19 protein-coding genes are annotated in these 26,923 nt (G+C 42.5%); 10 read left to right on the top strand and 9 right to left on the bottom strand.

Going from position 1 to position 26,923, the window contains the following annotated elements:
• Positions 1–36: 36 nt before the first annotated feature.
• From LXF01_RS14740 to LXF01_RS14715, 6 genes are all read left to right on the top strand, one after another.
• Positions 37–3,822: an exodeoxyribonuclease V subunit gamma gene (locus tag LXF01_RS14740; RefSeq protein ID WP_233944637.1), complete on the top strand. Its 3,786-nt coding sequence runs from the start codon at positions 37–39 to the stop codon at positions 3,820–3,822.
• Complete coding sequence (locus tag LXF01_RS14735) at positions 3,819–7,589, top strand: UvrD-helicase domain-containing protein (protein ID WP_233944636.1); 3,771 nt, start codon at positions 3,819–3,821, stop codon at positions 7,587–7,589. The genes LXF01_RS14740 and LXF01_RS14735 overlap by 4 nt, the downstream gene beginning before the upstream one ends.
• A 194-nt stretch (positions 7,590–7,783) precedes the next feature.
• Complete coding sequence (gene recD, locus LXF01_RS14730) at positions 7,784–9,511, top strand: exodeoxyribonuclease V subunit alpha (RefSeq protein ID WP_257232770.1); 1,728 nt, start codon at positions 7,784–7,786, stop codon at positions 9,509–9,511.
• Between the two features lie 867 nt (positions 9,512–10,378).
• Complete coding sequence (gene rpsO, locus LXF01_RS14725) at positions 10,379–10,648, top strand: 30S ribosomal protein S15 (RefSeq protein WP_067761248.1); 270 nt, start codon at positions 10,379–10,381, stop codon at positions 10,646–10,648.
• 273 nt (positions 10,649–10,921) lie between these two features.
• Entirely contained in the window at positions 10,922–13,009 is a 2,088-nt protein-coding gene (pnp, locus tag LXF01_RS14720) for a polyribonucleotide nucleotidyltransferase (RefSeq protein ID WP_180035036.1), read from the top strand.
• A 138-nt stretch (positions 13,010–13,147) separates the two neighbouring features.
• Positions 13,148–14,416 (top strand): magnesium transporter CorA family protein, encoded by a 1,269-nt coding sequence (locus LXF01_RS14715; protein WP_233944635.1) that lies wholly within the window; start codon positions 13,148–13,150, stop codon positions 14,414–14,416.
• A 477-nt stretch (positions 14,417–14,893) separates the two neighbouring features.
• Here LXF01_RS14715 and LXF01_RS14710 read toward each other — a convergent pair whose 3' ends face one another.
• The 9 genes from LXF01_RS14710 to LXF01_RS14670 form a co-directional block, all read right to left on the bottom strand.
• Positions 14,894–15,157, bottom strand: a complete 264-nt coding sequence (locus LXF01_RS14710) for a YdcH family protein (RefSeq protein WP_180147073.1) — start codon at positions 15,155–15,157, stop codon at positions 14,894–14,896.
• Between the two features lie 69 nt (positions 15,158–15,226).
• The gene (locus LXF01_RS14705; protein WP_078189792.1) at positions 15,227–15,565 is read right to left on the bottom strand and encodes a chaperone modulator CbpM; all 339 of its coding nucleotides are present in this window, start codon (positions 15,563–15,565) and stop codon (positions 15,227–15,229) included.
• A gap of 10 nt (positions 15,566–15,575) precedes the next feature.
• Positions 15,576–16,538 (bottom strand): DnaJ C-terminal domain-containing protein, encoded by a 963-nt coding sequence (locus LXF01_RS14700; protein WP_233944634.1) that lies wholly within the window; start codon positions 16,536–16,538, stop codon positions 15,576–15,578.
• A 141-nt stretch (positions 16,539–16,679) separates the two neighbouring features.
• The gene (locus tag LXF01_RS14695; RefSeq protein ID WP_168377965.1) at positions 16,680–17,144 is read right to left on the bottom strand and encodes a DUF2147 domain-containing protein; all 465 of its coding nucleotides are present in this window, start codon (positions 17,142–17,144) and stop codon (positions 16,680–16,682) included.
• A gap of 188 nt (positions 17,145–17,332) precedes the next feature.
• Positions 17,333–17,797, bottom strand: coding sequence for a DUF2147 domain-containing protein (locus LXF01_RS14690; RefSeq protein WP_233944633.1), 465 nt, complete (start codon positions 17,795–17,797; stop codon positions 17,333–17,335).
• A gap of 284 nt (positions 17,798–18,081) precedes the next feature.
• Complete coding sequence (locus LXF01_RS14685; protein WP_233944632.1) at positions 18,082–18,534, bottom strand: DUF2147 domain-containing protein; 453 nt, start codon at positions 18,532–18,534, stop codon at positions 18,082–18,084.
• A 246-nt stretch (positions 18,535–18,780) separates the two neighbouring features.
• Positions 18,781–19,656 (bottom strand): Hsp33 family molecular chaperone HslO, encoded by an 876-nt coding sequence (gene hslO, locus LXF01_RS14680; protein WP_111885623.1) that lies wholly within the window; start codon positions 19,654–19,656, stop codon positions 18,781–18,783.
• 50 nt (positions 19,657–19,706) lie between these two features.
• Positions 19,707–21,548: a monovalent cation:proton antiporter-2 (CPA2) family protein gene (locus tag LXF01_RS14675; RefSeq protein WP_233944631.1), complete on the bottom strand. Its 1,842-nt coding sequence runs from the start codon at positions 21,546–21,548 to the stop codon at positions 19,707–19,709.
• Between the two features lie 79 nt (positions 21,549–21,627).
• A complete protein-coding gene (locus LXF01_RS14670; RefSeq protein ID WP_233944630.1) occupies positions 21,628–23,850 on the bottom strand; it encodes a primosomal protein N' in 2,223 nt (740 codons plus the stop codon).
• A 150-nt stretch (positions 23,851–24,000) separates the two neighbouring features.
• Between LXF01_RS14670 and gspF the strand changes: the two genes are divergently transcribed.
• The 4 genes from gspF to LXF01_RS14650 all read left to right on the top strand — a co-directional run bounded on the left by gspF (position 24,001) and on the right by LXF01_RS14650 (position 26,874).
• Positions 24,001–25,206, top strand: coding sequence for a type II secretion system inner membrane protein GspF (gene gspF / locus LXF01_RS14665; protein WP_180034999.1), 1,206 nt, complete (start codon positions 24,001–24,003; stop codon positions 25,204–25,206).
• Positions 25,207–25,242: 36 nt separating this feature from the next.
• Complete coding sequence (gspG, locus tag LXF01_RS14660) at positions 25,243–25,680, top strand: type II secretion system major pseudopilin GspG (protein WP_078189784.1); 438 nt, start codon at positions 25,243–25,245, stop codon at positions 25,678–25,680.
• A 283-nt stretch (positions 25,681–25,963) separates the two neighbouring features.
• Positions 25,964–26,299, top strand: coding sequence for a hypothetical protein (locus LXF01_RS14655; RefSeq protein WP_078189783.1), 336 nt, complete (start codon positions 25,964–25,966; stop codon positions 26,297–26,299).
• 236 nt (positions 26,300–26,535) lie between these two features.
• A complete protein-coding gene (locus LXF01_RS14650; protein WP_111885638.1) occupies positions 26,536–26,874 on the top strand; it encodes a tRNA-binding protein in 339 nt (112 codons plus the stop codon).
• The last annotated feature ends 49 nt before the right edge of the window (positions 26,875–26,923 follow it).

Genomic DNA, 26,923 nt, shown 5'->3' with positions numbered 1-26,923 from the left:
TGTAGTAGTTAGTCACTCAGGCTGTAAAGGTAATCCATGGCAATACATGTAATTCAGAGTCAAAGAATCGAAGTTTTGGTGGATTGTCTAATCAAAAAATTGAAATCAAATCAGTCGACTAATGCATTATCTGTCTTGCAAGAACGGCATATCGTGGTACCCGATCAAGCCATTGCAGCATGGTTAGAAAAACAAGTTGCTGAAAAAATCAGTATTAGTGCCAATATTAAGCATCATCGTAAAATTTTAGGGTTGCAGTGGAAAGCCTACGATTGGGCCTTGCCTAATAAACAAGACCGTGAGCGAATTAAAGGTATCAACATGCCGCCATTGATTATGCAATGGCGTATTTATAATGCTCTAGCCGGTTTTATTGCGGCTGATAAGTTTGATGCTGCTCAGATTCCGACAGACGTGCAGTCCTTAGTTCAGCGTATTTTTGACAGCACAGCACAACTCTCAGATCAAAAAAAACGTGAGCAAAAGCGCCAAAAAATGTTGTACTGGATCGCTGCTCAAGTCACTCGGCTTTTTACCAACTACATGGCCTTTCGTGGCAGTTGTATTCATACCCCTGATGAAGGTGTTGAGCAATGGATTTGTCCACATTGCGATACCGACTGGCTAAAAGCGTGGAGTCATAACCAGCCATTAAATATTATGCAACTCACAGGTCTGAAACCTGAACAAGCTGATGAATATTTACCGACGCAGGCTCGACAACTAGAGCAGTGGCAGCGTTGGTTGTGGCATCAAGTATTCAAAAAGGATTTTAATGACCGTCAGGAAATAGACAATAAATTTTGGTTTGCCTTGGCGCATGCTGAGCAAAATCGGCAGCAGCAGTTTGATTTGGATGCTGAGGATGATGAACGCGATGATGATGAGCGTCATCAAACCTATAACGGTTTACCTGAACAGATTTTCGTCTTTACTACCTTAGAACTACCACCTGCACAACTCAAATTTTTATATCGTTTGGCGGCGTATACCGAAGTACATTTGTTGTATTTCAACCCATCGCGTGAGTATTGGGCAGACATGGTCGATCCCGTATGGAAAGATCGTTATAACTTGAAATTACAACAGCGTTATATTGAGCGAAATCCCAATGTCAGCACGGCACAAATTCAGGCCTATCTGAGTACGACCAATGCGGAATTTCGTGAATCTCAGCATTCATTACTGACGCGTTTAGGTAAACGTGCGCGGGATAACTTTGCATTATTGGTGAATATGTCTGGTGGCGAAGGTTGGGAAGATATTTTTCCAGACACCGAGCCGACAACGCTGCTCGCTCAAATTCAATATGACATCATGACCTTAGAAGAACCCAAGCAGCATCAATATGCACTCGCGGGTTCAGATGAATCGATTCAATTTCATGTCTGTCATTCTAGCCTGCGTCAATTAGAGGTTTTACGTGAGCAGTTGGTACATTGGTTGGCCGAGGGCACGGAACAGGAGCCACGCCATCCGAGTGATATCTTGGTCTTGGTGCCAAATTTAAAAGAGCTTGAACCGCATATTCGGACGGTCTTTTCGACGACTCGTGGCATGGGACGCAGTGCGGTGGATTTACCTTATATCCCAGTCAAAATTGCAGGGGTGGTCAGCCAAGATATTCAAAATGCATGGCAAGCTTTCGTTGGACGCATTGAAATTAGCCAAGGTCGTTTTACCGCAGAAGATTTTCATGATTGGCTGAATTTGAATGCGGTGCAAGAACTGTATCAGCTCGACCATGTGCAAATGGAACGTATGATGGAACTGCTGATTCAAGCTGGTTTCCGTCGTGGTTTAGACGAACAGCACATGTTGGCTTATTTGTCCGAGCAAGACCGAGATTATCGTTATACCTTTAAATTTGCATTAGACCGTTTAGCTTTAGGAATTGCGATACCACAACATGCCGTATTTGAGGACACCTTAAGTTTTGCAGGGGTGTCGAGTAGTGATTTTGAGTTGGTTCAAACTTTAATTCAGATCTACCGAGATATCAGTGCGCGTCGAGATTGGCTCAATCCGAATCTCAGCACACAGACTGTCAAAGTGTGGTTGCAACAATTAGATGCAGATTTAAAGCCTTTTGTGGAAGCCAGTGGTCGAGCATTTGAAACCATTCGCAGTGTAATGCGTGCGATGACGCAACGTCTGCATAATGCCCAAAGTGATAAAGTTGAGTCGCTCCCAAACAGCTTTAATTTGCCATTATCTTTGCTGCTCAAAGAAATACAACAAGGCATCGATAGCTCTGCCGATCAGATCGAACCGACAGGATCAGTGACCTTTGCGGACATGGGGAAAATCCGCCAAGTCCCATTTTCATTGGTGGTGTTAATGAACATGGATAGCGGCAAATTTCCGCGTCGTGATCAGCAAGTGCCTTTTGATTTGATGGATGTGTTTAAACCGGTTTTGGGTGATCGCTCTCGTTTGGAAGATGATAAAGGTGCATTTCTAGATGCCTTGTTATTTGCCCGACAGTCCTTGTGGATTTTCTATAATGGCTTTGATGTCAATGATGGTGAAAGTCGGGAGCCATCCTCTGTGATATATGAATTTAGCCAGTTCCTCGCACGGATGATTCAGCCGCAGCAATTGAACCAACCCCATGATGCCATGCTGGATTTGGATGGCTTACGCATTCCACAGCAGCTCGAGCCGCTATACCATATTTATCCTTTGCAGCCTTTTGACCCGATGGGTTTTCAGCAGTCGAAAAACTTACGATATAAAGATCAATGGTTTGCTGTGGCGGAACATATTTTAGATCAGTCGGGACAACGCCAATCGTGGATTAACCGTGATTATCCTGTGCATGATGAGCAAGAAGTACGGGTATTAGATGGTCAGGAATGGATTAAAGATGTGGTGTTTCCTGCCCGTGCATATTTGAAAACGCTTGGCGTGGCCAGTGTCTATACCGGTGACCAATTGCCGCAGCAAGAGCCTTTGTTGCTGGACCGTTTACAGCAATATCATGTCCGTGACTTATTGCAAAAGCATTATGTGCAGCCTGCCTCTCGTGTCGATCAAACAGAGGATCAGAACTCTACGACCTCAGCTGAACCCGATATGGCCTTGTTCCAAGATGTACTGCCTGTGGGACATAGCCAAATAGCGACTTGGAAGCTCAGTTTGCAAGAGCAGGCACAGTTATTAGAGCGTTTAGATGGACGCCGTGTAACCGCGACCACCTTACAAAATCTACAGCTTGAACCACATTTGATACTGAGTATCACTGTGCCTGAAGACCCTCAGAGTATGCATTGGTTAAGCTGTATGGCGTCTGGGGCAAAGCCTAAACGTCAGACGCAAACCTGGCTCGAATATCTATTGTGGTTGAGCTATTTAGACTTAGGCGATGAGGGCGCGACGTATCGTCGTGAAGTGATTTGTAATGATAAAAGCATTGTCTGTTGTGGATTAAGCTCTGCACAAGCCAAGCTACAGCTCAGTGAATGGATGGCGATGTGGAAACATGCACAAAAACGTCCTGTGGTGCTGCCTGCTGCTTTAATTCGCCAAGAAAAATGCACTTGGGTGGAAAATGAAACAGGCCAACTCATGCCAGATAATTTTGCAAAGCTTCAAGAGGAATGGCTGAAAAATCATAGTTTTGGTGGAATGGAGCTGGAGTCGAATGAAGCCAATAGCCACCATCGTGATTGGACTTTTATTTTACAGCAACAAGCGGCAGATGAGCTTCTGGCATTGTCCTGTCGTTATTATGCAGAACGTTTATATCATGTGATGGATACCGAGGCGGATGACGGCCTAAAAAAACTTAATGTCATCAAGCCTGAGGTCAAAAAATGAATATGCCACAGCAAACGATGAATATGTCCACCAACCCGATTGCAGACATGAGCTTTACAGGACTCCATTGGATAGAGGCTTCTGCGGGTACAGGGAAAACCTATACGCTATCCAGTCTGATGGTGCGGATTTTTCTCGATCGTTATATGCCGAATCAGGTCATTGCCACTACCTTTACACGTAAAGCCACAGCGGAACTCAAAGCGCGGGTACGACTGCGGATTGAAGAAACCCGTGACTTTATTTATAGCCTGTTGGCGACACCTCAAGATGAGTTGGCCGAACTTCAGCAGAGTTTGAATGACCCTTTGAATCAGCAGGTGTTGAAAGATCATGGGCATCATTTAGATTATGCCTACAATCGGCTGAACGTGGTCTTACAACAATATGAAGAACTCTTTGTCGGAACTTTAGACAGCTTTAGTCAAAAGTTATTACGTGAATTTGCCTTTGAAAGTGGTCGTATCGAACAGGTGCAAATCAGTGAAGATGAAGATCTACATATTGAACGTATTATTCATGATTTATTAAGAGATTGGATTCAGCAGCAGCCTGCGCATTTGATTGAATATTTGCTGTTGAATCATCAGTTGAAAGGCCCTGAATATTATCTGGGCGTGGTAAAGGAAAGTCTAAACTTCCCATCGGTGGATTTACGTGTCCCTGAATTACCCGAAAATGCTTTGGCACATTTTGAGGCGATGTGTCATCAGCTTGCGCAAATGCTGCCTGCTGCTCGTGTAGAACTTGCAGCGTGTTTTGATGCCGCAAGTCATTATAAGAACCTTGTCGACGCTCGACGTTTTAATAAAGGGGCATTCTTTGTCACCTTTAACACACGCATTCCCGAGTTTTTACAGCACTTTGAAGCTGCGGGTAGCCAAGGGGTATTGACTCAGTCTGACGTGTTACAACCGACAATGAAAGCCATTCGTTCATTGTTTTATGATCCGAATAAAACTGAATTCAAGCCACGTGTATTTAAAGACAAAGTCGTTGAAGAGCAGCCAGATGTCTCAAAAGAATTTTATCAACATGCTTTTGTGCAACAACTCCGAGCGGTGCTCAATGCTTATGAACATATCAATCAAGCAGAACAATTTCTAAACTTTTATTTGGCACAGGAAGTCAAAAAGCGTTTACCTCAAGTGTTGTCCCACGCTGGCGAAACCACCTTTTCACAACAAATTAGGACCTTATCGGAAGCCTTACAGCAAAGCTCAGCAGCAGGGAAAGACAGTTTTGCCGCTCATGTTTTGGCAAGATATCCACTGATTTTAGTCGATGAATTTCAAGACACCAACCAAGATCAAGATGACATGCTGTCTAGCATTTGGCGGGTCAAGGAGCGCTTACATCAGGGTTGTATGATTATGGTCGGCGACCCCAAACAGGCGATTTATGGGTTCCGTGGCGGTGACATGCTGACCTATCGTAAAGCGCGTCATGATATTCAAACTAAGGGTGGACGTTGTTATACCTTGAACAAAAACCATCGTTCAGTCAAAAATTTGGTTGAAGTGGTGGATGCCTTGTTTCATCGGCAAATGGATTTTGGTGAGCAAGTTGAATACACCCCAATTCAAGCAGGGGAGCGCGAGCATCCTCCGTTGATTGATCATGATCAAGTCAATCCACAACCGCTGCGTTGGTTGGCTTTGGATGAAACGCTAAATGAAGCTGAACAAGTAGCTTGGCAGATTCAGTCATTACTCAACCAAGCTCAGCAAGGACATTTATATTTTCAAGAAAACAATATCCAGCGAGCACTGACAGCAAACGATATTGCGGTCTTAGGGCAAAACCATTTCGACTTAGAGCAAGTGCAACAATGTTTATTGCAGCTGGGCGTTCCTTGTTATAAAGCCTCTCGGGACAGTGTCTATAAAAGTTCCGTCGCACAAGACGTAGCCGCTTTGCTGACCGCGATTTTGAATCCTTATCAAGAAGCCAAGGTGAAACGTGCGCTGCTGAGCCGTTTATTGGGTTTTGATCTGAAACAACTGGTCGCACTCGAACAGCAAGCAGATGGACTGAGCGAAATTGTCGAAAAACTTGAACAGATCCGACAAATTTGGAATGAGCAAGGATTCCGCAGCGCGTGGAATAGCTGCATGACGGTTTTTCAGGTGTGGACGCGTTTGGTGGCTGGGCAAAGTCGAGATAATGAACGCACAGTGGTGAATTTACGCCATATCGCAGAATTATTAAGTCAGCAAAGCGAACACTACACCGGTGCGCATAAGCTCTATCAATGGTTTATTCGCCAAATCAATTTAGGCATCAATAATGAAAGTACCCAAGAGCGAAAATTGACTGGGCAATTGGGGGTGCAATTGATGACGATCCATGCATCCAAAGGCTTAGAGTTTGGTTGTGTATTTTTATTGGGAGCAAATGCAGGCTTAAGTGAAAAAGGCAATTTGAATTTTTCCCTTAAAGACAATCAGCAAAAAAGCCTTGGGTTAGAACGTGTGATTGCTGTGAAGTCTTCGGACTTACCCGAAGATGATATTCAACAAAATGAAGCACGCAATGAAGCAGAGCACCATCGTTTGTGGTACGTGGCGTTGACCCGTGCCAGTTATCGTGTCTATGCCGTGCTGCGTCATCATGAGGTAGAAAAGAAACAAGTGGCAGAAGCGCGTTCAGGACTGACTTTTTGGCGTGGAAGCGCACCAGATCTGTTCCAACACGCAGATAGTGTGGATGCCGATGTCCTGCGTGCAGCACCACCGATTTTGACCCAGACTCAGGTTGAAACTGTTGTATTAGACGCGGAAGAAATTCCCAACAGCCATTTTTATCCACGGGAAACCACCAGCTTTACCGCGCTCACGCGCACGACGCATAAGGCACATATACAACGTGACCAACTGGCAGCGGTCATGACCGAGCCAGAAGACAGGGCTGCCGATGAAGTTGAACAAATTGAAATCATTGAAGCAGAAACTGCAGAGAAAATTAGTTGGATTAAACGGCACTTTCCAAAGGGAACCAAGCCCGGAAGTTTCTTGCACAAGTTGATGGAAAAAGTTCGATTTAGCACCCCAGAAGAGAAGTTGGCCAAAGCCATCGCAACGCGTTTTCATAGTGATGTTGAGTTTGATTCGCCGCAAATATTGCAAAATTTGATTAAACAGTTTGGGCAAACGGCGAACCCTGAACAAGACGAAGCTGAACTGATTGAAGAAATGCAGGAATGGTACAGTCAAATCATTCATACACCGTTGCATGATGGTTTTAGCCTGCATCAGTTAAACGATGGTGAATATCGTTCAGAAATGGACTTTCATTTAAGTATGGCAGATCGTGCATTGGCAATACGTAAAATACGCATGCTATTTGAAAGCCTAAATGAGCCAGATTTACGGATACAAGATTTGAATGATGTGTTTACAGCACGCTATCTGACGGGGTCGATTGACTTGGTATATTATGATGGTCAGCGTTATCACATTGCCGATTATAAAAGTAATTTCTTAGGCGATCAGACCGCACATTATAATCATGCCTATATTCGAGAAAGTATGAGTCATTCTAGTTACTGGTTGCAGGCGGCTTTATATTTGGTGGCCCTACATCGTTATTTGAAAGCCGTGATGAAAGACTATGACATGAAGCAGCATTTGGGTGGGGCGAGTTATTTGTATCTTCGCGGTATGGATGGACAGTCCGATCGTGGGGTATATCACTGGAAGCCGGCGGATACATTCATTCAAAACCTCGATGCAATATTGAGCGAAAAGGTTGTGGCTAAAACGTGAATAAGCACGAAAAAGATAAAAATATTCACGCTGAAACAATAGGTTGCATTGTGGATAAGTTTGAGGATAACTGTGTGGAAAATGATCAAAAAGCCTTGTCAGCACAGCCTTTGTACGCGGGACAAGAAAATACTGCAGAAACGCAGCTTTTAGTTCCCCAAAATACCCAAGAAAAAGCTGATTTAGATGCGGTTTTGCCGGATTGGATTGACTATTTAATCCAACACTATTTACCCAATCAGGCCAGTCATCCTGCTGCAAATCAGTTAATTCAACAATTGATGCAAGCCGTGGAAAAAGGCGATAGTTGTATTTTGGCCGAAGATGCAGAGATTCAATGTTTGGCTCAGATGGTTCAGCATGAGCATGCTGAAAAAACACCTGTTGCGCCTTTTATTTTTGATTCACAGCGACTTTATCTTTATCGCTATTGGGCACTAGAAAATGCTTTAGCCAAGCAAGTTGCACGTTTAAAACAGCAAACAGAGCAAAATCTCAATCAAACGCAGATGCTGAATATTGAAAAGGATTTACTGACCGATCCACATCAGATTCAAGCACTGCACATGGTGTGTCAGCACAATTTTAATATCATTACCGGTGGGCCTGGGACAGGTAAAACCTATACCTTGGCACGGATTATTGCCGTGTTGAATGAGCAAAATCCAAATATAAGAATTGCCATGGCAGCACCGACAGGAAAAGCGGCGCAGCGCATGGAAGAAGCCTTACAAGCAGCGTTTAAAGATCCTGCATTGCAGCATTATTCGATTATTCACAAACATTTGAAACCCGTGACTTTGCATCGTCTATTGGGATTAGGGACGCGCGCTATCCCGCGGTTTAATGAACGTCAACGCTTACCCTATGACGTCATTGTGGTCGATGAAGCCTCTATGTTGGACTTAAGTTTGGCGCAGATGCTATTCGCGGCAATCCCTCAGAACAGTAAGCTGATTCTATTGGGGGATGCAGAACAGTTGGCTTCGGTCGATGTAGGTGCAGTTTTGGCTAATCTTCAGGATGTGGATGCCTTACAAGCCCACCGCACCCATTTACAGACCAGCCGTCGCTTTGTACAGGGTGCAGCCATTGGTGAGTTTGCCCGTTTTATTCAACAACAAGAACAACAGCAAACAACCACAGAAGTTCTGGCGAAATTCGAACATCAGGTGGTATCTGCATCCGAACTTCAGCCGATTCAACTGACACCGAATATGAGCGATGTGATTCAGTTGCAATATCTCCCCGAAGCCACGAACAGTGCGGCACATTGGGCAAAATATTATGATCAACTGATGTATGGTTTTCAGCCCTATGTGGCATGGTTAAAACAATGGCCAGAGCAATCCGCTGAATATGCAGATTGGTTAGCCCAATTGATTCGTTATTTTGATGATTATCGAATTCTATCGGCCATTCGACATGGAAAATTAGGCTTACATGAGCTCAATCAGCAGATTGAACTTCGGGTCTTAAATGCCTTGGGTGTGTTGAAACAAGGGGATTGGTATGTTGGTCGTCCAGTTATGATGACCTATAACGATTATCAACTTGGACTATCAAATGGTGATATTGGGATTTGCTTAAAACGACCGATGACGGAAAAGTCGCAGTTTGAGGTTTATTTTCCAAGTTTGGATAAATGGGTTGTGGCAACACGGTTACCTAAAAGTATAGAAACTGCCTACGCATTGACCATACATAAGTCTCAAGGTTCTGAATTTACCCATACGGCGGTAGTTTTGGAAAATCATGCAACCGAAATGATGAGTAAAGAGCTGATTTATACCGCTATCACACGTGCAAAAAAAGTGGTGAGTTTACTTGTTGCAAAAGATGCATTGGCAAAAGCGCTTATAAAAAGAACAGCACGAGTTAGTGGTTTGTTAGAAAAAATTAACAATCACCTGTCTTTGTAAAGCCTGGCAAAAATGTACCGTATTTTGTAAGAAATAGCTTACATTGATTCAGGAGATTTGCGCATAGAGCTTCTTATAGCTTTTTGAGAAGATGACTTCACAGAAAAAGAACTCAACACGGATGGTTGAGTAAAATCGCAAAAGTATAAGAATAACGTCAAAAGACAGCGAACTTACAGTGAAGTAAGGAAATAGGAAACTTACAGCCGCTAAGCCTTGTAGTTTTGGGAGAGACTACAAGGCTTTTTTATGTATAGAAAATAAGAAATGCCTATATGCTGTAACAGAAAAGAAATAGAGCTTAACCGATGTACGAAAAAGCTTACATATAGATACGAAAAATACGACTTTTATCTAACAGCCGTTGTGGCAAAATCTACCACATAAGGAAGTGCAAGTTAAAACATGGAATGTTTGACATAAGGACGCGGAAAAGCGCCACATAAAACAATAAATAATAAAACAATAACTAAAAAAGAAGAAACTACAGCGCAAAAAAGCCCGAGCCCAGCTCGGGCTTTTTTTTAATCATTCCAGTTTAAGTTTTGTATCCTAAACATCGAGTGGCAAAATGTATCAAAAATAAGTTTAAAATTCATTCAATAATATGGAATTCAATGTGTTGGAAATATGCAGTTTTGTGTCGTATAGAGTATCGAAGCATATAAAAAATTTATAATGGAATCGAGAGGAAAAATAAGGCGTTATTGTCATTAAGAAAACCTGACGAAGTCGGCTATCTCTTTTTGCAATTAAGATGATTTTCCCTTAATATAATGCACTTGCTGTAGTGATGCACGGCAGTCAGCTGATTTATTGGTTGATTCGTATCAAAAGTTAACTTTATAAGCATCTCGGAGAAATCGAATGGCTTTAACAAACGCAGATCGCGCAGAGATCATTGCAAAATTCGCTCGCGCTGAAAACGACACTGGTTCACCAGAAGTTCAAGTAGCTCTTTTAACTGCTCAAATCAATGATTTACAAGGTCACTTCAAAGAGCACAAGCACGACCACCATAGCCGTCGCGGTCTTATTCGTATGGTTAACCAACGTCGTAAGCTTCTTGACTACCTTAAAGGTAAAGACGCTACTCGTTACAGCGCATTGATTGCTGCTTTAGGTTTACGTCGTTAATTCGATTTAAACTTTTATTTTCGGACTATTGCATGCTAAGTGCCGTATTACTGAAAACTAAAGTCTATCCAACCTTGGTTGGATAATGGGGAAGGGGCGATGATTCGCTCCTTCTTTGTGTCTTAAATTAGTATTTTAAATTAATGTTTTTAATCTCTAGTGAGGTCGGCTTCTAAGCTTTGTCATTTATGTTACAGCGTTTGGGGCGTTGAATGAATGCCAAACCTTAGGGGTCTCCACTAGAATAAAATCAGGAAAAAATAAAACATGTCGATGTTTAATATTATTCGTAAAGAATTCCAATATGGTCAGCATCAAGTTGTCCTAGAAACAGGTCGTATTGCGCGTCAAGCGAATACTGTGATCATCACTATGGGTGGTGTACAAGTTCTTGTTGCTGTTGTTGCTCAGCCAACAGCGAAAGCAGGTCAAGACTTCTTCCCATTGACTGTTAACTACCAAGAAAAACAATATGCTGCAGGTCGTATTCCGGGTGGTTATGGTAAACGTGAAGGCCGTGCGTCTGAAGCTGAAACGCTTATTTCACGCTTAATTGACCGTCCAATTCGTCCATTGTTCCCAGAAGGTTACTACAACGAAATCCAAGTGACTGCGACTGTTATTTCTTCTGATAAGACAATGGAAGCTGACATTGCTGCAATGTTAGGTACTTCAGCTGCACTTGCAATTGCAGGTACACCTTTCCGTGGTCCAATCGGTGGTGCTCGCGTTGGTTTAATCAACGGTGAATACATCCTTAACCCGAATCACGAACAGCTAAAAGAATCTGATCTTGACCTTGTGGTTGCAGGTACAGAATCTGCGGTATTGATGGTTGAATCAGAAGCGAAAGAACTTTCTGAAGACCAAATGCTTGGCGCTGTATTGTTCGGTCATGACGAAATGCAAATCGCGATCCAAGCGATTAAAGAATTTGCTGCAGCTGCTGGTGCAACAGAGTCTACTTGGACTGCACCTGCGAAAAACGAAGACCTTCGTGCAAAATTAAAAGAAGCGTTTGAAGCGAAAATCTCTGAAGCATACACAATCGCGGTTAAACACGATCGTTATGCAGCACTTGATGCGCTTCAAGCTGAAGCTGTTGCTCAATTCGTTCCAGAAGATGACGTTGATGGTATCGCTGACGACTTAGCTGAATTATTCGAAGACCTTAAATACCGTACAGTACGTGACAACATCTTGTCAGGTAAGCCACGTATTGATGGCCGTGATACCAAAACTGTTCGTGCGCTTGACGTACAAGTTGGTGTATTAGACCGTGCTCACGGTTCTGCATTATTTACACGTGGTGAAACTCAGGCGTTGGTAACAACAACTTTGGGTAATACACGTGATGCGTTAATGGTGGATACATTAGCAGGTACGAAAACTGACAACTTCATGTTGCACTACAACTTCCCTGCATACTCTGTAGGTGAAACTGGTCGTGAATCTGGTCCTAAACGTCGTGAAATCGGTCATGGTCGTCTAGCGCGTCGTGGTGTACAAGCTGTTCTTCCTGCAGCTGACCGCTTCCCGTACGTGATTCGTATCGTATCTGATATTACTGAATCAAACGGTTCATCTTCAATGGCGTCTGTATGTGGTGCTTCTTTATCACTTATGGATGCTGGTGTGCCAATTAAAGCGCCAGTTGCTGGTATTGCGATGGGTCTTGTGAAAGAAGGCGAACGTTTCGCAGTGCTTTCTGACATCTTGGGTGATGAAGACCACCTTGGTGATATGGACTTTAAAGTAGCCGGTTCTGCAAACGGTATTACTGCACTTCAAATGGATATCAAAATCGAAGGTATCACTGAAGAAATCATGGAAGTTGCATTAAACCAAGCGTATGCAGGTCGTATGCACATCTTAAATGCAATGAACCAAGTGATTTCACGTGCTCGTCCTGAAATTTCAATGCATGCACCTACATTCCAAGTGATCAACATCAACCCTGATAAGATCCGTGACGTGATTGGTAAAGGCGGTGCAACAATCCGTCAAATCACTGAAGAAACCAAAGCGGCAATTGATATCGAAGACAACGGTACAGTTCGCGTATTTGGTGAAACTAAAGCGGCTGCATCTGCTGCTGTTGCGAAAATCCAAGCGCTTACTGCTGAAATCGAACCAGGTACAATCTACACTGGTAAAGTGATTCGTATCGTTGAATTTGGTGCGTTTGTAAACATCCTTCCAGGTACTGATGGTTTACTTCACATCTCTCAAATTTCTAACGAACGCATTGCGAACGTTTCAGACGTATTGTCTGAAGGTCAAGAGATCAAAGTACAAGTTGCTGATGTCGACAACCGTGGTCGTATCAAATTAACTATGAAAGACATCGAACAAGCTTAATAGTTTGCTGATTCACAGAGTTTCGGCTCTGTGAATGGATTCACAAAAGCCTTGAGTGTAGTCAGAGTATGAACTTTGACTTGCTCAAGGCTTTTTTTATGGCATCATGCAAAAAGTAAACACAATAATAAATGAGATATGCAAACCTATTATTTTTTTCAGCATCCAACAGCCGCGCATATCTATGTGCAAGACCAAGTGCAATGTGAGCATCATCCTGAACTTGAACCTGAGTTTATTTGGATTGATTGTACACGTGAAGATGTCGTCAACCGCCCAGAGCAGTGGCAGAGTGATATTTTTCAGGCATCAGATCTACGGGTCAATGAATACCATCTGCGGGATATTTTAAATTTAGAGCATCCGTGTGCCTTTGACACACTCGATGATTATGATTTATTAATTTTTAGAAAAATGGTCACACCCGATGACCAAATTGTTGCAGGTGCAGAAGCTCTTGAAAAGCATGAGCGGGTCTTTGGTTTGGCGACCACCCCGATCAGTTTTTTGATCACGCCCCAAGTGCTGATCACGGTGCGCGAAAAAGGCAACAAAGCCATTGAAAGTTATATCCAACGGATTGAAACTTTAATGTCTCGTCCGATTGATGAACAAAATAAACCACGAAAATTAGCCATTACACCCTTAGATTTGGCATTGCGCTTACTGAATAATATGGTAGATGGATACTTGGATTTACGTGTTCCTTTGACCCGCCGTGTCGAGTTTTGGCAGCAAGAGCTGCTGCAAGGGCATCGACGTTTTACCAAGTGGCATCAGCTGCTGCAGGAAAATATGGCCTTTCAGCAAGTGGAAAATTTGTGTGAAGAGCAAATTGAAGCTTTGCAAGAACTGCGTGATGAAGTTGTGGATAATTACCCGCATTTGAAAGGCAAAAAGCGCAGTGAAAAGCAAGATATCATGCTGGTTCGCGTAGATGATTTAACTAGCCATATCGAACGCATTCAAAAACACACCACACGATTACGCAGTGCCGTGCAGGCCGCCATTGATCTGCATTTTTCAGCCGTTGCCAACCAAACCAATGAAAATATGCGTATTTTAGCGATTATTACGGCGATTTTCGCACCATTAACCTTATTAACTGGTATATACGGTATGAACTTTGAGTTTATTCCCGGACTTAAGTCACCAACCGGTTTTTGGATCATGCTTGGTATCATGTTGATTACCACGATTTTACTGCTGTATTATTTTTATCGACGGCATTTGGTGGGGCGTGGCGAAAAAAGTGTGATTGATATGCTGGCACAGCAACATGGCGATCAACACATGAATTTGTTTTGGTTTATGGATTATGAACCAATTAAACAAACGGTGAAGGGCACAGTCAAAGGTACGGTTAAAACTATGAAAGAAATTGAGAAGCTGACGAAACTCAAATAGTTCGCGTTAGCTTCTCTGATGGATGGGTCTGCTTTAAATCCTTTGATAACTTCGAGACTCACCAAGGGTGCATATTTGAGTTTGCCTTTGCGTTTTAAGCACACTTCGACTAAGGGCTTGTACGGCATTGGGCGTATTGCAGTAAGTGTTCCACTATACGTCCCGTCGGCATTTTTGACGATGGTCACATCACCGCGTGAATATCCTGTTTGGTCATCCATGGTTTTTCAAATACTCGTTTATCACTGGCATGTAATAGACTACTGAAACTGAGTAATGCCACCCAATAGGACATGATGCATGTGCATGATGAATCCTTTGTCATGATGTAATTGTTTTACATTTTGTTTTTTAAAGAATCTGCAGTACAACGCGATTTGACCGATCCTTATGGTCTTAGCAATTCAATTGCTTAGCCTCGTGGGTTGTACTGCGAACGACATGCATCATGAAAATTCCCCTATACGAGTCGATATCTCAAGAGATATCATCATTTTCATTACTTTTCAGTAAGCGATAAATTTCATCTTTTAGCTTTAATTTCTTACGCTTAATGGTCTCAATATCTGTGTTGTAGTGATTAACAGGATCTAATTCCAATTGAATGATTTCACGATCTAACTCATCATGTTCTTCAAAGATCCGCGCAAAATGCGGATTTTCATCACGTAACTGAGTGACCAAATCACGGTACTCAGGAAACATGTTTTTGACTTTTTTATTGCGATCTCGTGTTTTCATGGTTGTCGATCATTTCCTCTACAAGAAAAAAGAAAAACGCCCTGCAGGACAGAGCGTTCACGAATACATTTAGTGCGAATGAAGCTGTTGGTGTTTCACTTGGCGACGTAGTTGTTGGACTTCATCAATTAGGTCGAGCATCATGGCGACCGCAGTAAAACTGGCATCGAAATCTCGTTGAAGCCGATAGGCACGCCGTGCGCGAGATATATCATCGCCAAAAAATTGATGAATTCTGTCTTCTGAACGGCTAGGCAGAATATCGTATTCGAGTAGTTGCAGAACCCATTCTGGACTTTGCCCACAGGCAGAGGCAAAGTGTTGTAGATCAAAACTACTTTTTTCGTCTACGATTTCAGTCTGTTTACATCCGTCACAGACAATTTCACGATAATGAATTGTTGTCATGGTGCTCTCCTTAAGACTGTCGTGGATTAAATGACGGAAAAGCTTGAGCAAAAGCCGCATATGCTTGTTGCTCTTGTTCGGTTTGTGCAGCTGGTATCTGTATATTTAAAATCAGGTAAAGGTGTCCGGGTGTTTTATTTGGTATTCCTTTGTCCTTTAATCGTAGCTGCTGACCAGTACGTGCATTTTTAGGAATTTGTAGTTCTAATGTTTTGCCATCAGGACTGGTAAATGCAATTTTTTGACCCAATGCGGCTTCCCATGGACTGATATTCAGTTGTTGGAAAATATCAACGCCTTCTACACGGATTTGCTCAGTTTGTTTATACAAAATTTCAATGTATAAATCGCCGGCGGCTCCACCGTTATAGCCAGCTTGCCCTTGGCCGGAGAGTCGAATTTGTTGACCTGATTTAATCCCTGCAGGAATTTTGACTTGCAGGGTTTTACGTTGGACTTCAGGCTCACCATGGGCGTTGAGGCTTGGAATCTGTAAGGTGATATTCTGCGTTGCACCATGAAATGCAATATCTAAATCCACTTCTAAACTGGCGTGTTGGTCTTCACCACGGAAGCTCTTGGTTTGGCGGTTTGCACGTTGATACTGATAGTCACCGCCACCAAAGCCTTGCCCAAAACGACCAAACAAGTCTTCAAATCCACTAAAGTCCGCATGCTGACCATCACTCGTCGATTGGCGATAAAACTGAGATTGGTCAAAACCACCTTGGTTGCCAGCATTAAACCCAGCAAATCCTTGAGGATGATCGAGTTCAAAATCGTATTGTTTTTTCTTTTCGGCATCACTCAAGGTGTCGTATGCAACATTAATCGCTTGCATACGCGCTTCAGCATCAGCTTCTTTGCTGACGTCAGGGTGATATTTACGCGCCAATTTTCGATAGGCTTTTTTAATTTGATCTGCCGAAGCATCTCGGGCGATCCCTAAAGTTTGATAGTGATTGTCTGGCATACTCTCTGTATAAATATTGATTATGTTTTAATCAATATAGAAGGGTTCATCAAACTGTCATAGGGGCAAACAGCATCTTATTGTTTCAAAACATGACAATAAAAAAGCCTCACGAGGAGGCTTTTAAAAACACATTTAAAATTAATATTTTATCCAAGTGACACTACGACCAATCACAGATACACCAACATACCCACGTATAGTTAAATGTTTTCCTGAAGCACTAAGTCTTGCTTTGCCTTTATAGATTTTTCCACCAATCGGGTCCAGAACTTTACCGTTTTGGAATTCACGTGGATTTTTTGGATCTTGTTTAAAGTCCCAAATAAATGGCAAGCCGATAAAAGGTTTATTTTTCAATTCACCTGGGCAGTTCGAGCAGACGCCCATTTTTTCAGTGCCAGGGACATTGCGTGTGGTGACAATGATGCCTTCATAGCTTCCATCGGCTTTTTTGCGAATTTCAACGTCTGCACGCGAATATCCGGTGCGGTCATCGACAGTTTTCCACTTACCCACTAGCGGATCGGTTTCCGCAGCGATTGACAATCCTGACAAAGTGCTAAGTACTATTCCGGCAAATAATTGTTGATATATTTTTTTCATTTCATCCCCTGAAAATTCAGAATTGTGTTTTTAGAGTAAGTTGCCTAATTTATATATAAAGCCCTACAAAATCAATGTGATGGTTTGTGATGTATTTGGCAGATTTTTTTAAAACACTGCTTTAATATGGAGTTTTTACTCTAATTTTTAAGTTAAAAAAGGCCTTTAATGATTTAAAGGCCTCGTGCTTAGTTTTTGACCCAAGTGACATTGCGTCCAATTGCAGAGCCTTCAGTACGACCATTGATGATCAAATGCTTACCATTATTCATCAAACGAGCGCGTGCATTGTAGTGTTTGCCTGATTTGGGATCGAGCATCACTCCACCCACAAATTCATTGGGCTTTTCTGGATCAGCGCTTAGGCCGCTTAAAGTGGTTAAACCGACCATGGGTTTATTTTTCTGAGCACCGGTGCATTGCGTGCATGTCGAAACATTTGCTGTTCCGGGTACGCTTCGGCTTTGGATAATGGTGGCCGAATACAGGTCATGCTGATCTTTGCGAATCACCACATCGGCAAGTGAATAACCTGTTCGATCATCAATGGTTTTCCATGTCCCCACTAAGGGGTCAATCGCTGCAAAAGCAGAGGATAAACTGCAGATGGAGAACATGCCGAACAGGATAGAAGGGAGGAATTTAACAGCCATATAATTACCCACATTACACAAAAAGCGGATGCCTAAAACTTAAAGGCATAAAAATATTATGGGTTTAATGTAGCCTGAAATAATATGAATATTCTAGTGATTTTTTAAGAATTGGTATTTATATTTTGAGCCAAAACATGAACGTGTTTGCGCTAAATGAGGTTTATGCTGAACGTCTACGCACTAGTAAAATAGTCGGAATTCATCTCAAAGTAGATTGTTATCGGCATGATGAACTCGTTTGGAGTTGAGTTCATCATGCTAATGAAAGCCGAAATGCTGCTTTAGTTGACGCGGATCCAAGATACCGTCCGGCCGAGGAGCGTGGTTCCAACATAACCTCGAAGTGTCAGCACATTGCCGCGCGCATTCAATTGCCCTTTACCTTGATAGGTATTGCCTGAAAGTGGGTCGATCACCTTGCCATCGGTATAGGCATTCTCTTTTGCATTATGTTTGAAGCCAGAGAATATCGGTAAACCAATTAAGGGTGCATTTTTGAGTTTACCTTCGCATTTTTCACAAATCGTGGTGACAGGGCGGTTGGGGATGGCATGTACTTTGGTGATTTTACCGCTATAGCTGCCGTCTTTTAATTTGGTGATTTGGACTTCAGCACGGGCATAGCCTGTTTTATCATCTATGGTTTTCCATGTCCCGACAAGGTCTGCTGCATGTGCTGTTATTGTGCCAAAGCAGAACATGGCTAAAAGAATAGCGAGTGTTTTGAGTTTCATATTTTATCCAGTTTTTTTACATTATTTTTCTATTAAAAATAAAGCTTTGTTGATTTTTTTGACTTTATTTCTGGCGCGATTCTACTCGAAAAAAAATTGATCGCAAATACAGCTGATCATCTTGAGGTTATAAAGTTCGCAACCATTCGACTAAGCGGAAGAAAGTAGCTGTTCTAAATTTAATCGGAATAATAAAAAAGCACCCCGAAGGATGCTTAGATTTAGGCTTTCAATCATCACGATGATTTAGCTGAGGTGTTGACCAAAAAGGGATAAAGCTTCTTCTGCAGTAAAGGTATATTTTGTATTACAGAATTGGCAATCCATTTCAATTGGGTTTTGAAACTCTAGGGTTTCACGAACTGCAGCAACACCGATTTGTTCAAGTGCTGTCGCACAGCGTTCTTTTGAACATGTACAGCCAAATTTTAAGGCCTCAGTTTCAGGAAGACGAACTTCTTCTTCGTTATATAAACGATATAAAATTTCATTTGCGGATAAAGACGTTAACTCTTCTGCTTTTAATGTCTCAGTTAGCATGGTTAAACGTGGCCATAGATCTTCATCGACACGGCGTTGTTCTTCTTCGTTGTTACGTGGTAATAACTGGATCAACAAACCACCTGAACGGCTGTTGCTGCTTGCTAAGACGATGCGTGTCGGGATCTGTGCAGAGAGATCATAATATTGCATCAAGCAACCCGCTAATGTCGGTTTGTCTAAAGGTACAATCCCTTGATAACGCTCACCAAATTCAGGCTCGATATTAATGAAAAGTACTGGGTTTACCAAGGCTTTCAGTACTGTGCTGCTGTCTTCAGCGGCTTGAAAGTGCGGGTCTTCTTCATAATCTGCAAGTGCGCGAACTTCACCAAGATGATTACATTCCGCCATTGCCCATTTAAATGTGCCTGCTGCCTGAATTTGTAAGCTAATACGACCTTTAATTTTTAAGGTGCTGGCCAACAAGGCAGTCGCGCTGAGCATTTCACCCAAGAGAATTTGTACAGCAGGTGCATAGTCACGCTGTGCAAGAATCGTTTGTAGGGCTTCTTCAAGATGAACCACTTCTCCACGAACAGGGCTATCTTCAATAAAAAAGCGTTGGCGTAAATCTGACATAAAATTCTCCATAACCCTGCTTTAATGGTGACGATATTGTAAAACACAAGTCATTCATTATCATCTCTTGTGACATCAATACGATGACGCTGTAAGCTGCGTTGTAAATCAACACCTGTAGGTTTTTCACGGGCTTGCGCATCGCTTTCAAACAAATGTTCCAGTTCAGCTAAAGCGTTACGATGCGTTTCATAAATCTTTTGTTCATCGGTATAGATTTGCTGCTGTTGAGTCAGCAGTTTTTCATCATAATCACGGAACAATTCGATACTTTTATAGGCATCTTCATCGCTGATACCTAAGTCGCACAGCATGTGATAGGCCATCCCTAAAGAAGATAAATAGGTTTCACGCCAAATATGCTCAATCCCCAAATCACGCAGCAGATGCACCTGATGACGGTCACGTGCACGGACCAATAATTTTAACTGAGGGTAATTCAGGCGAATATGACGCGCCACGTTCATTGAGTCTTCAATATCATCTATGGCAAGGACGAACACTTTGGCATGTTCAATGCCCGCAGCGCGTAAAATATCTGGTTGTGTGGCATCGCCATAATACAGATGACCACCATAATTACGTACGAAATCGACTTTGTCTAAGTTGCTATCAATGGCGGTAAAAGACAAATGCTGTAAATGCGCCACACGAGCAATGATTTGTCCAAAACGTCCAAAGCCCGCAATAATCACAGGATTATGTTCATCCGGAATGTCGTCATACTCTGGGATGGTTTTTGGATTAAAACGCGGCAAAATTTGTGATTGTATTAACCAGTACAACATAGGGGTCAACACCATCGACAAAGTGACGATGAGGGTTAATGGCTCCAAAATGGCTTGCTGTACGACATTTTCACTTTTCGCCACACTAAAGACCACAAAGGCAAATTCACCGCCTTGAGCCAAACAGGTCGCCAGTAAAATACTGTTGCGCCATGAATTTTTAAGATAACGCGCAATCGCGGTAAGTGACGCCATTTTGATGAGCATCAGTGCCAATGCACCACCGATAATGAACCATGGCATTTCAACGAATAATGAAAGTTCCGTGGTCATGCCCACGGTCATAAAGAACAGACCAAGTAAAAGCCCTTTAAACGGAGCAATACTGGCTTCGAGTTCATGGCGGAATTCCGAGTCTGCCAATAGCACGCCAGTCAAAAATGCTCCGAGTGTGGTACTGATGCCCAGCACATCCATCAAGACCACGACACCCAGCACTATAAATAAGCCGACAGCAGTGATCAGTTCATGCGCGCCACTTTTCGCGACGAAGCGGAAAAACGGTCGCATTAAGTATCGACTAAATAAAAATAAGCCTGAAAAAGTCGCAATGATTGCAGCGAAATAGGCGATTCCGTGATGTGATGATTCTGTCCCTGCGAGCAAAGGAATGACTGCAATCAGGGGAATCGCGGCCATATCTTGAAACAGCAAAATCGAAAAGGATTGTTGCCCATAGGTGGTGTTCAATTGCTGCTTTTCACTCAGCATCTGCAAGACAAAGGCAGTAGAAGAAAGAGCGAGAGCGAAACCGATAACGATACTGGCTGCAATGCCTTGTTGTAAGGAAAAAAAACTGCCTAGCGCTAAAAGCAGACCGGTCAGACCGACTTGTAAACTCCCCATGCCGAAAATAGAACTACGCATGCTCCATAGCCGCTGTGGACGCAGTTCGAGTCCGATTAGGAACATCAGTAAGATCACGCCAAACTCAGCGAGCTCTTGGATCGCTTCGGGATCACTGGCAATGTTAAAGACATCGGGGCCGAGCAAAATACCAGTGAACAGATATCCCAAAACCGTTGCAATACCAAAGCGCTTGAGCAAAGGGACAAGCAATAAGGATGCGCCAAGGAAAATTGTGATCTGTAACAGTAGTGACATTTACTCGTCCTAGAGTTGTGTTTTTGGTCGAAAGTTGCAATTCAGTATGACTGATATTTTCAGACTGAATTGTACGCGTTTAACTGAGTTCCTGTGGGTCTATATCGAGGCTCAATTTCATATTTGATGGCTTGTTATGTAAGATGTTTTGCCACCAATAACGCAGATAATAATGTAAGCGTGCACGATCTGTTGACAGCAAAACCATGTGGGATTGGTAACGCCCTGCTTTGCGCTCCATCGGGGCAGGAATCGGCCCCCAAATGTCAATAATTCCAGCAGAGTCCTGACGCAGCAATTGGGCATGTTGCTGTAAAAATTCAGTATTGAGTTCTTGGTTTTTTGACTCACAGCGTACCAATGCGGCATAGCGAAACGGTGGCATTTGTGCCATTTCCCGTTCTTTCATGGTTTCTTTGGCAAATTTTCGGTAGTTCTCATTGACCAAAATATTCAAAAGCGGATGGTCGGGTCTTAGGGTTTGTAAAAACACATCGCCTTTACGTTCACCACGGCCGGCACGCCCAGTGACTTGTACAATGAGCTGTGCAGTACGCTCGATGGCACGGAAGTCCACACTCAGCAGACCTGAATCGATATCTAAAATCGCCACCAAGGTGACGTAAGGGAAATGATGACCTTTGGCCAGCATTTGCGTACCAAGCAAAATAGCAGGCTCACTTTTTTGAATTTTGTCATAAATCTTTTGCCAACTACCAACGCGGCTGGTTGAGTCACGATCCACTCGAATGATGTCATGTTCAGGAAATAACTCATTTAAACTTTCTTCAACTTTGGCTGTGCCCATCCCAATAGATTTGAGCTCCTGATGATTACACTGTGGACAGTGATCTGGCATACGGTGAATGGTGCCGCAGTGATGACAATGTAAATGTTGATAAGGTGTGCGATGAACCGTGAAATTGGCATCACAGTGCGGACATTTGGCCTGCCATGCACAGCTTTCACAAATTAAAACCGGGGCATATCCGCGACGGTTTAAGAACACTAACACCTGTTCTTTTTTTTCTAGGCGCTTACGGATTTCACCAATTAATAATTGGCTAATTCCATGCTGTTTCTGTGCCACTTTCAAATCAAGGATGTGTATTTTCGGCATGACCGCGGTGCCTGCGCGTTGGTTTAGTTCCAAAATTGTCATCTTGCCTTGTTTGGCAAGGGCATAGCATTCAATACTAGGTGTGGCAGAGCCAAGAATGACAGGACATTGCTCTAAATGTCCACGGAACAGAGCAACATCGCGTGCATGGTAGCGAAAGCCTTCTTGTTGTTTAAAGGACAGATCATGCTCTTCATCAATCACAATTAAACCTAGATTAGGCAGTGGCGTATAAATCGCAGAACGTGTGCCTAAGATAATTGAAGCCTTGCCCGTTTGCGCAGCTTGCCAAGCTTGCATACGTTTTGAATCGTTTAGCCCCGAATGTAATAGGGCAATATTGCAATGAAAACGTGATTGGAAGCGGCTAATCGTCTGTGGGGTGAGTCCAATCTCAGGCACTAAAACCAAGACCTGTTTGCCTTGCTTGAGAACCTCTTGCATGATTTGTAAATAGACTTCAGTTTTACCACTGCCAGTTAAGCCATCGAGCAGGAAGGCCTGATATTTTTTACGTGCTTTTAATACGGTATCGATCGCTTTTTTTTGGTCAGGGTTTGCCGTAAGTGGCATTTGCGCCATGCTCATAGGCATCGGGCTAAAGTCCTGTTCGGCCAAGACACATTGGCAGATACCTTTTTTCTCTAATGCTTTGAGTGTTGCTGTTTCCACACCTGACAAATTTAAAAGATTTTCACCTGTGCCTGTGGGATGTAATTTTAGTATTTTATACGCTTCTTGCTGACGCTCTGAACGTTTAATTTTGGCTTCAGCATTATGGTCGATCAGATTCCATGTCCGTGCCAGTAAATTATAGGGCTTTCCTTGGCGTAACAGCGTCGGAAGGGCACTTTGCATCACTTCACCAATCGGAAATTGGTAATACTGTGCAGACCATGTCAATAAATTTAAAACTTTCTCATCTAAAATGGCACGATCATCAAGAAGTTCAGTAATGGCCTTGAGTTTAAAGCTTGAATCGAGTGGTGCATCGGGTGCAATTTTTTCCACGATGATGCCGGTCAAATTTTGCCGACCAAAAGATACAGCAACGCGTGCACCTACTTCAGCTTGTTGGTATTGCTCTTGGCTTAAGCTGTAATCGAAGCAGTCGTATAAATATACCGGAACGGCGACTCGAACGCGGTAAATAGGTGTTGCAATGCTCGCTGAATTTGCCATAAAACGTGGATAAGTTCCTGATTAAATTTCGTCGTGATCGTAAAGGAGTTGTGTTAGAGTGAGCTCATATTTTATATCTAAGAATATGAATGATTTTGATGGTCAGACGCAACTGCGCTGATAGAAATTTTGGAAAATTAGAGCATTACAATGCCTGCATATCAGTTTACTGCCATAGACGCTTCAGGGAAGCAGCAGAAGGGTGTACTTGAGGGTGATTCTGCGCGTCAAATTCGTCAACAGCTCAGAGATCAGTCACTTATTCCAGTTGCTGTCGATCCGATAGAGCAAAAAGACAAACACACGCAGCAGCGCTTGTTTCAAAAAGGGCTGAATGCCTATGACTTGGCTTTATTGACTCGCCAACTTTCAGTTTTGGTTGCCGCTGCAATTCCATTAGAAGAAGCGATTCGTGCTGTGGGAAAACAAAACGAAAAAGCCCATGTGCAAAACCTGTTGATGTCGGTGCGTTCTAAAGTTTTGGAAGGGCATTCTTTAGCCAACGCACTACAACAAGCGGGACGCTTTCCTGAACTGTATATTGCCACGATTGCAGCAGGTGAGCGTTCAGGTCATCTCGATCTCATTCTCGACCAACTTGCCGATTACACCGAAAACCGCTTTGCCATGCAAAAAAAAGTGCAGGGTGCGATGATTTATCCCATCATCCTGATGTTAATGTCTTTCGGTATTGTGATGGGACTCATGACCTATGTGGTCCCAGATATTGTCAAAACCTTTGACCAAAGCAAAGATGCCTTGCCGTGGATAACGGTCGCTTTAATGAAAGCCAGTGATTTTATTCGAATGGCCTGGCCATTTTTATTGGTCGGTAGCGTAGTCTCGATTTTTCTCTTGGTTCGATTCCTCAGAACAGCGGCGGGACATTATGCCTTTGACCGATTGACCTTGAAATTACCGTTATTTTCCAAACTGTCTAAAGGCATTAATGCCGCTCGTTTTGCCAGTACCTTGTCGATTTTAACCAAGTCTGGCGTGCCATTGGTCGATGCTTTAAAAATTGGCGCAGCGGTCAGTAATAATTGGGTGATTCGAGATTCGGTCAACCTTGCGGCAGAGAAAGTAACAGAAGGTGGTAATTTAGCAACACAGCTTGAGCGAAGTGGTTATTTCCCACCGATGATGGTACAAATGATCAAAAGTGGTGAAAGTTCAGGCGAATTAGACCGGATGCTAGAACGTGCGTCGACGATGCAAGACCGAGAAGTGACGACTTTAATTTCAACTTTATTGGCGTTGCTTGAACCGCTGATGTTGGTATTTATGGCGAGCATTGTACTGGTGATCGTGATTGCTGTGATGCTGCCAATCGTGAATATGAATAATATGATTTAAGACATTCGAACAATGATGTGAACAGAGATTTGTAACATGCAAGTGAAGACAAAAAATATGAAGCAACAAGGTTTTACTTTAATTGAAGTGATGGTGGTCATTGTCATTTTAGGTGTTTTGGCTGCGCTGATTGTACCGAACGTGATGGGCCGTGGTGAAAAAGCCAAAGTTGATACCACAGCAATTACTTTAAAAAGTGTCGCTGGCTCATTAGATCAATACAAAATGGATAATGGTAAATTCCCTTCAATGCAAGACGGTGGATTAAATGCTTTGGTCACTAAACCTGAGTCTGCTAAAAACTGGTTGCCGGGTGGCTATATCAAAGGTGGCTATCCAAAAGACAGTTGGGACAATGACATTCAATATGTGATCCCAGGTTCTGAAGGCCGTCCTTATGATCTTTATTCATTTGGTGCGGATGGTCAGTCTGGCGGTGAAGAAAATGATGCCGATATTTACTATAAACACTAACTGAGAATAATTATAAATTCAGTTTTAATGGAATTAATCACTTCACTTAATAGGATGTTTCAATATTGAGTGAAGTGATAATAAATCTTAATTATAAAATTAATATTAAGTTTTTGAATTTACTTTAAATAACATAATATGAAATATGTGATATTTATAATAAGAATTATTCCCAATTTTATTGATTACAATAATCGCAAAATATGAATAAATATAGGCTTTTCATTTAAATAAAACCGCGCATAATATCTTTTATGGTACTTTTTTAGCCATGGAGGATAGTATGAAAGCATTATTATTAACGGATGAAATTAACCAATTTCATTGGTCTATGCTGAAATCTGTTCTTTTGATCTTAAGTATTCTGCCGATCAGTCAAGGCATTGTGTATTTATGGCAAAGCACTGAGGGCAGTAGCCAAATTATGGTGGGCTTCTTTGCCATGAGCTTAATGAGTTCATTACTGGCTTTAAGTTTTTGGTCTGCATTAAAAGCGACTGTGGCAAATTTAAAACAAGAACATGCATCTGCCATCGAACAAATGGTTGTTCGTCTTTATCGATATATTCCAATGGTATCTTTAGCTGCCATGCTTTCCTATTTAGTTACGCAGTTATAACCCCAAAATTAAACTTTCCAAACTGGAGCTTGCTCCAGTTTTTTTATGTCCCGTGCAAATGAACAGTTCCTAGCGTACATCAGTGCATACTTCTACATGGTACGCGCTCTAACATAACCTTGCTTTGTCCGTTTTGGCGCATCGAATGTCTGCTTCACATATCGTCAGCCTGAATGAAATTTTTATAATGCATAAATAGTCAGATGAAGTACAACAAAGAATAGAAAGAGGGAAAAATGCAACAGATCGATTGGCAAGATTTTTTGAAAGTTGAATTACGTGTGGGGAAAATTGTGCAGGCTGAAGTCTTTGAGCAAGCACGTAAACCCGCGTACATTCTCCATGTGGATTTTGGAGAGGAGTTGGGCATTAAAAAGTCCAGTGCACAAATTACACAGCTATATCAGCCGGAAAATCTAGTGGGAAAATTAGTCGTTGCCGTCGTAAATTTTCCAAAAAAACAAATTGGTCCGATCCAGTCAGAGTGTTTGGTCACAGGTTTTCATAATGCAGAGGGGCATGTTGCTCTTTGTGTGCCTGATGCAGAGATTCCCCTAGGCACCAAGTTACTTTGAAAAAGTAGGATGAGCTGACACGTTGAACGTTTATCAATAAAAAACCGAG

It is taken from the genome of Acinetobacter sp. SH20PTE14 (assembly GCF_021391555.1).
Classification (GTDB): domain Bacteria; phylum Pseudomonadota; class Gammaproteobacteria; order Pseudomonadales; family Moraxellaceae; genus Acinetobacter; species Acinetobacter amyesii.
The sequence above is the reverse complement of the archived record's forward strand: the minus strand, read 5'-3'. Positions and strand labels throughout refer to the sequence as shown.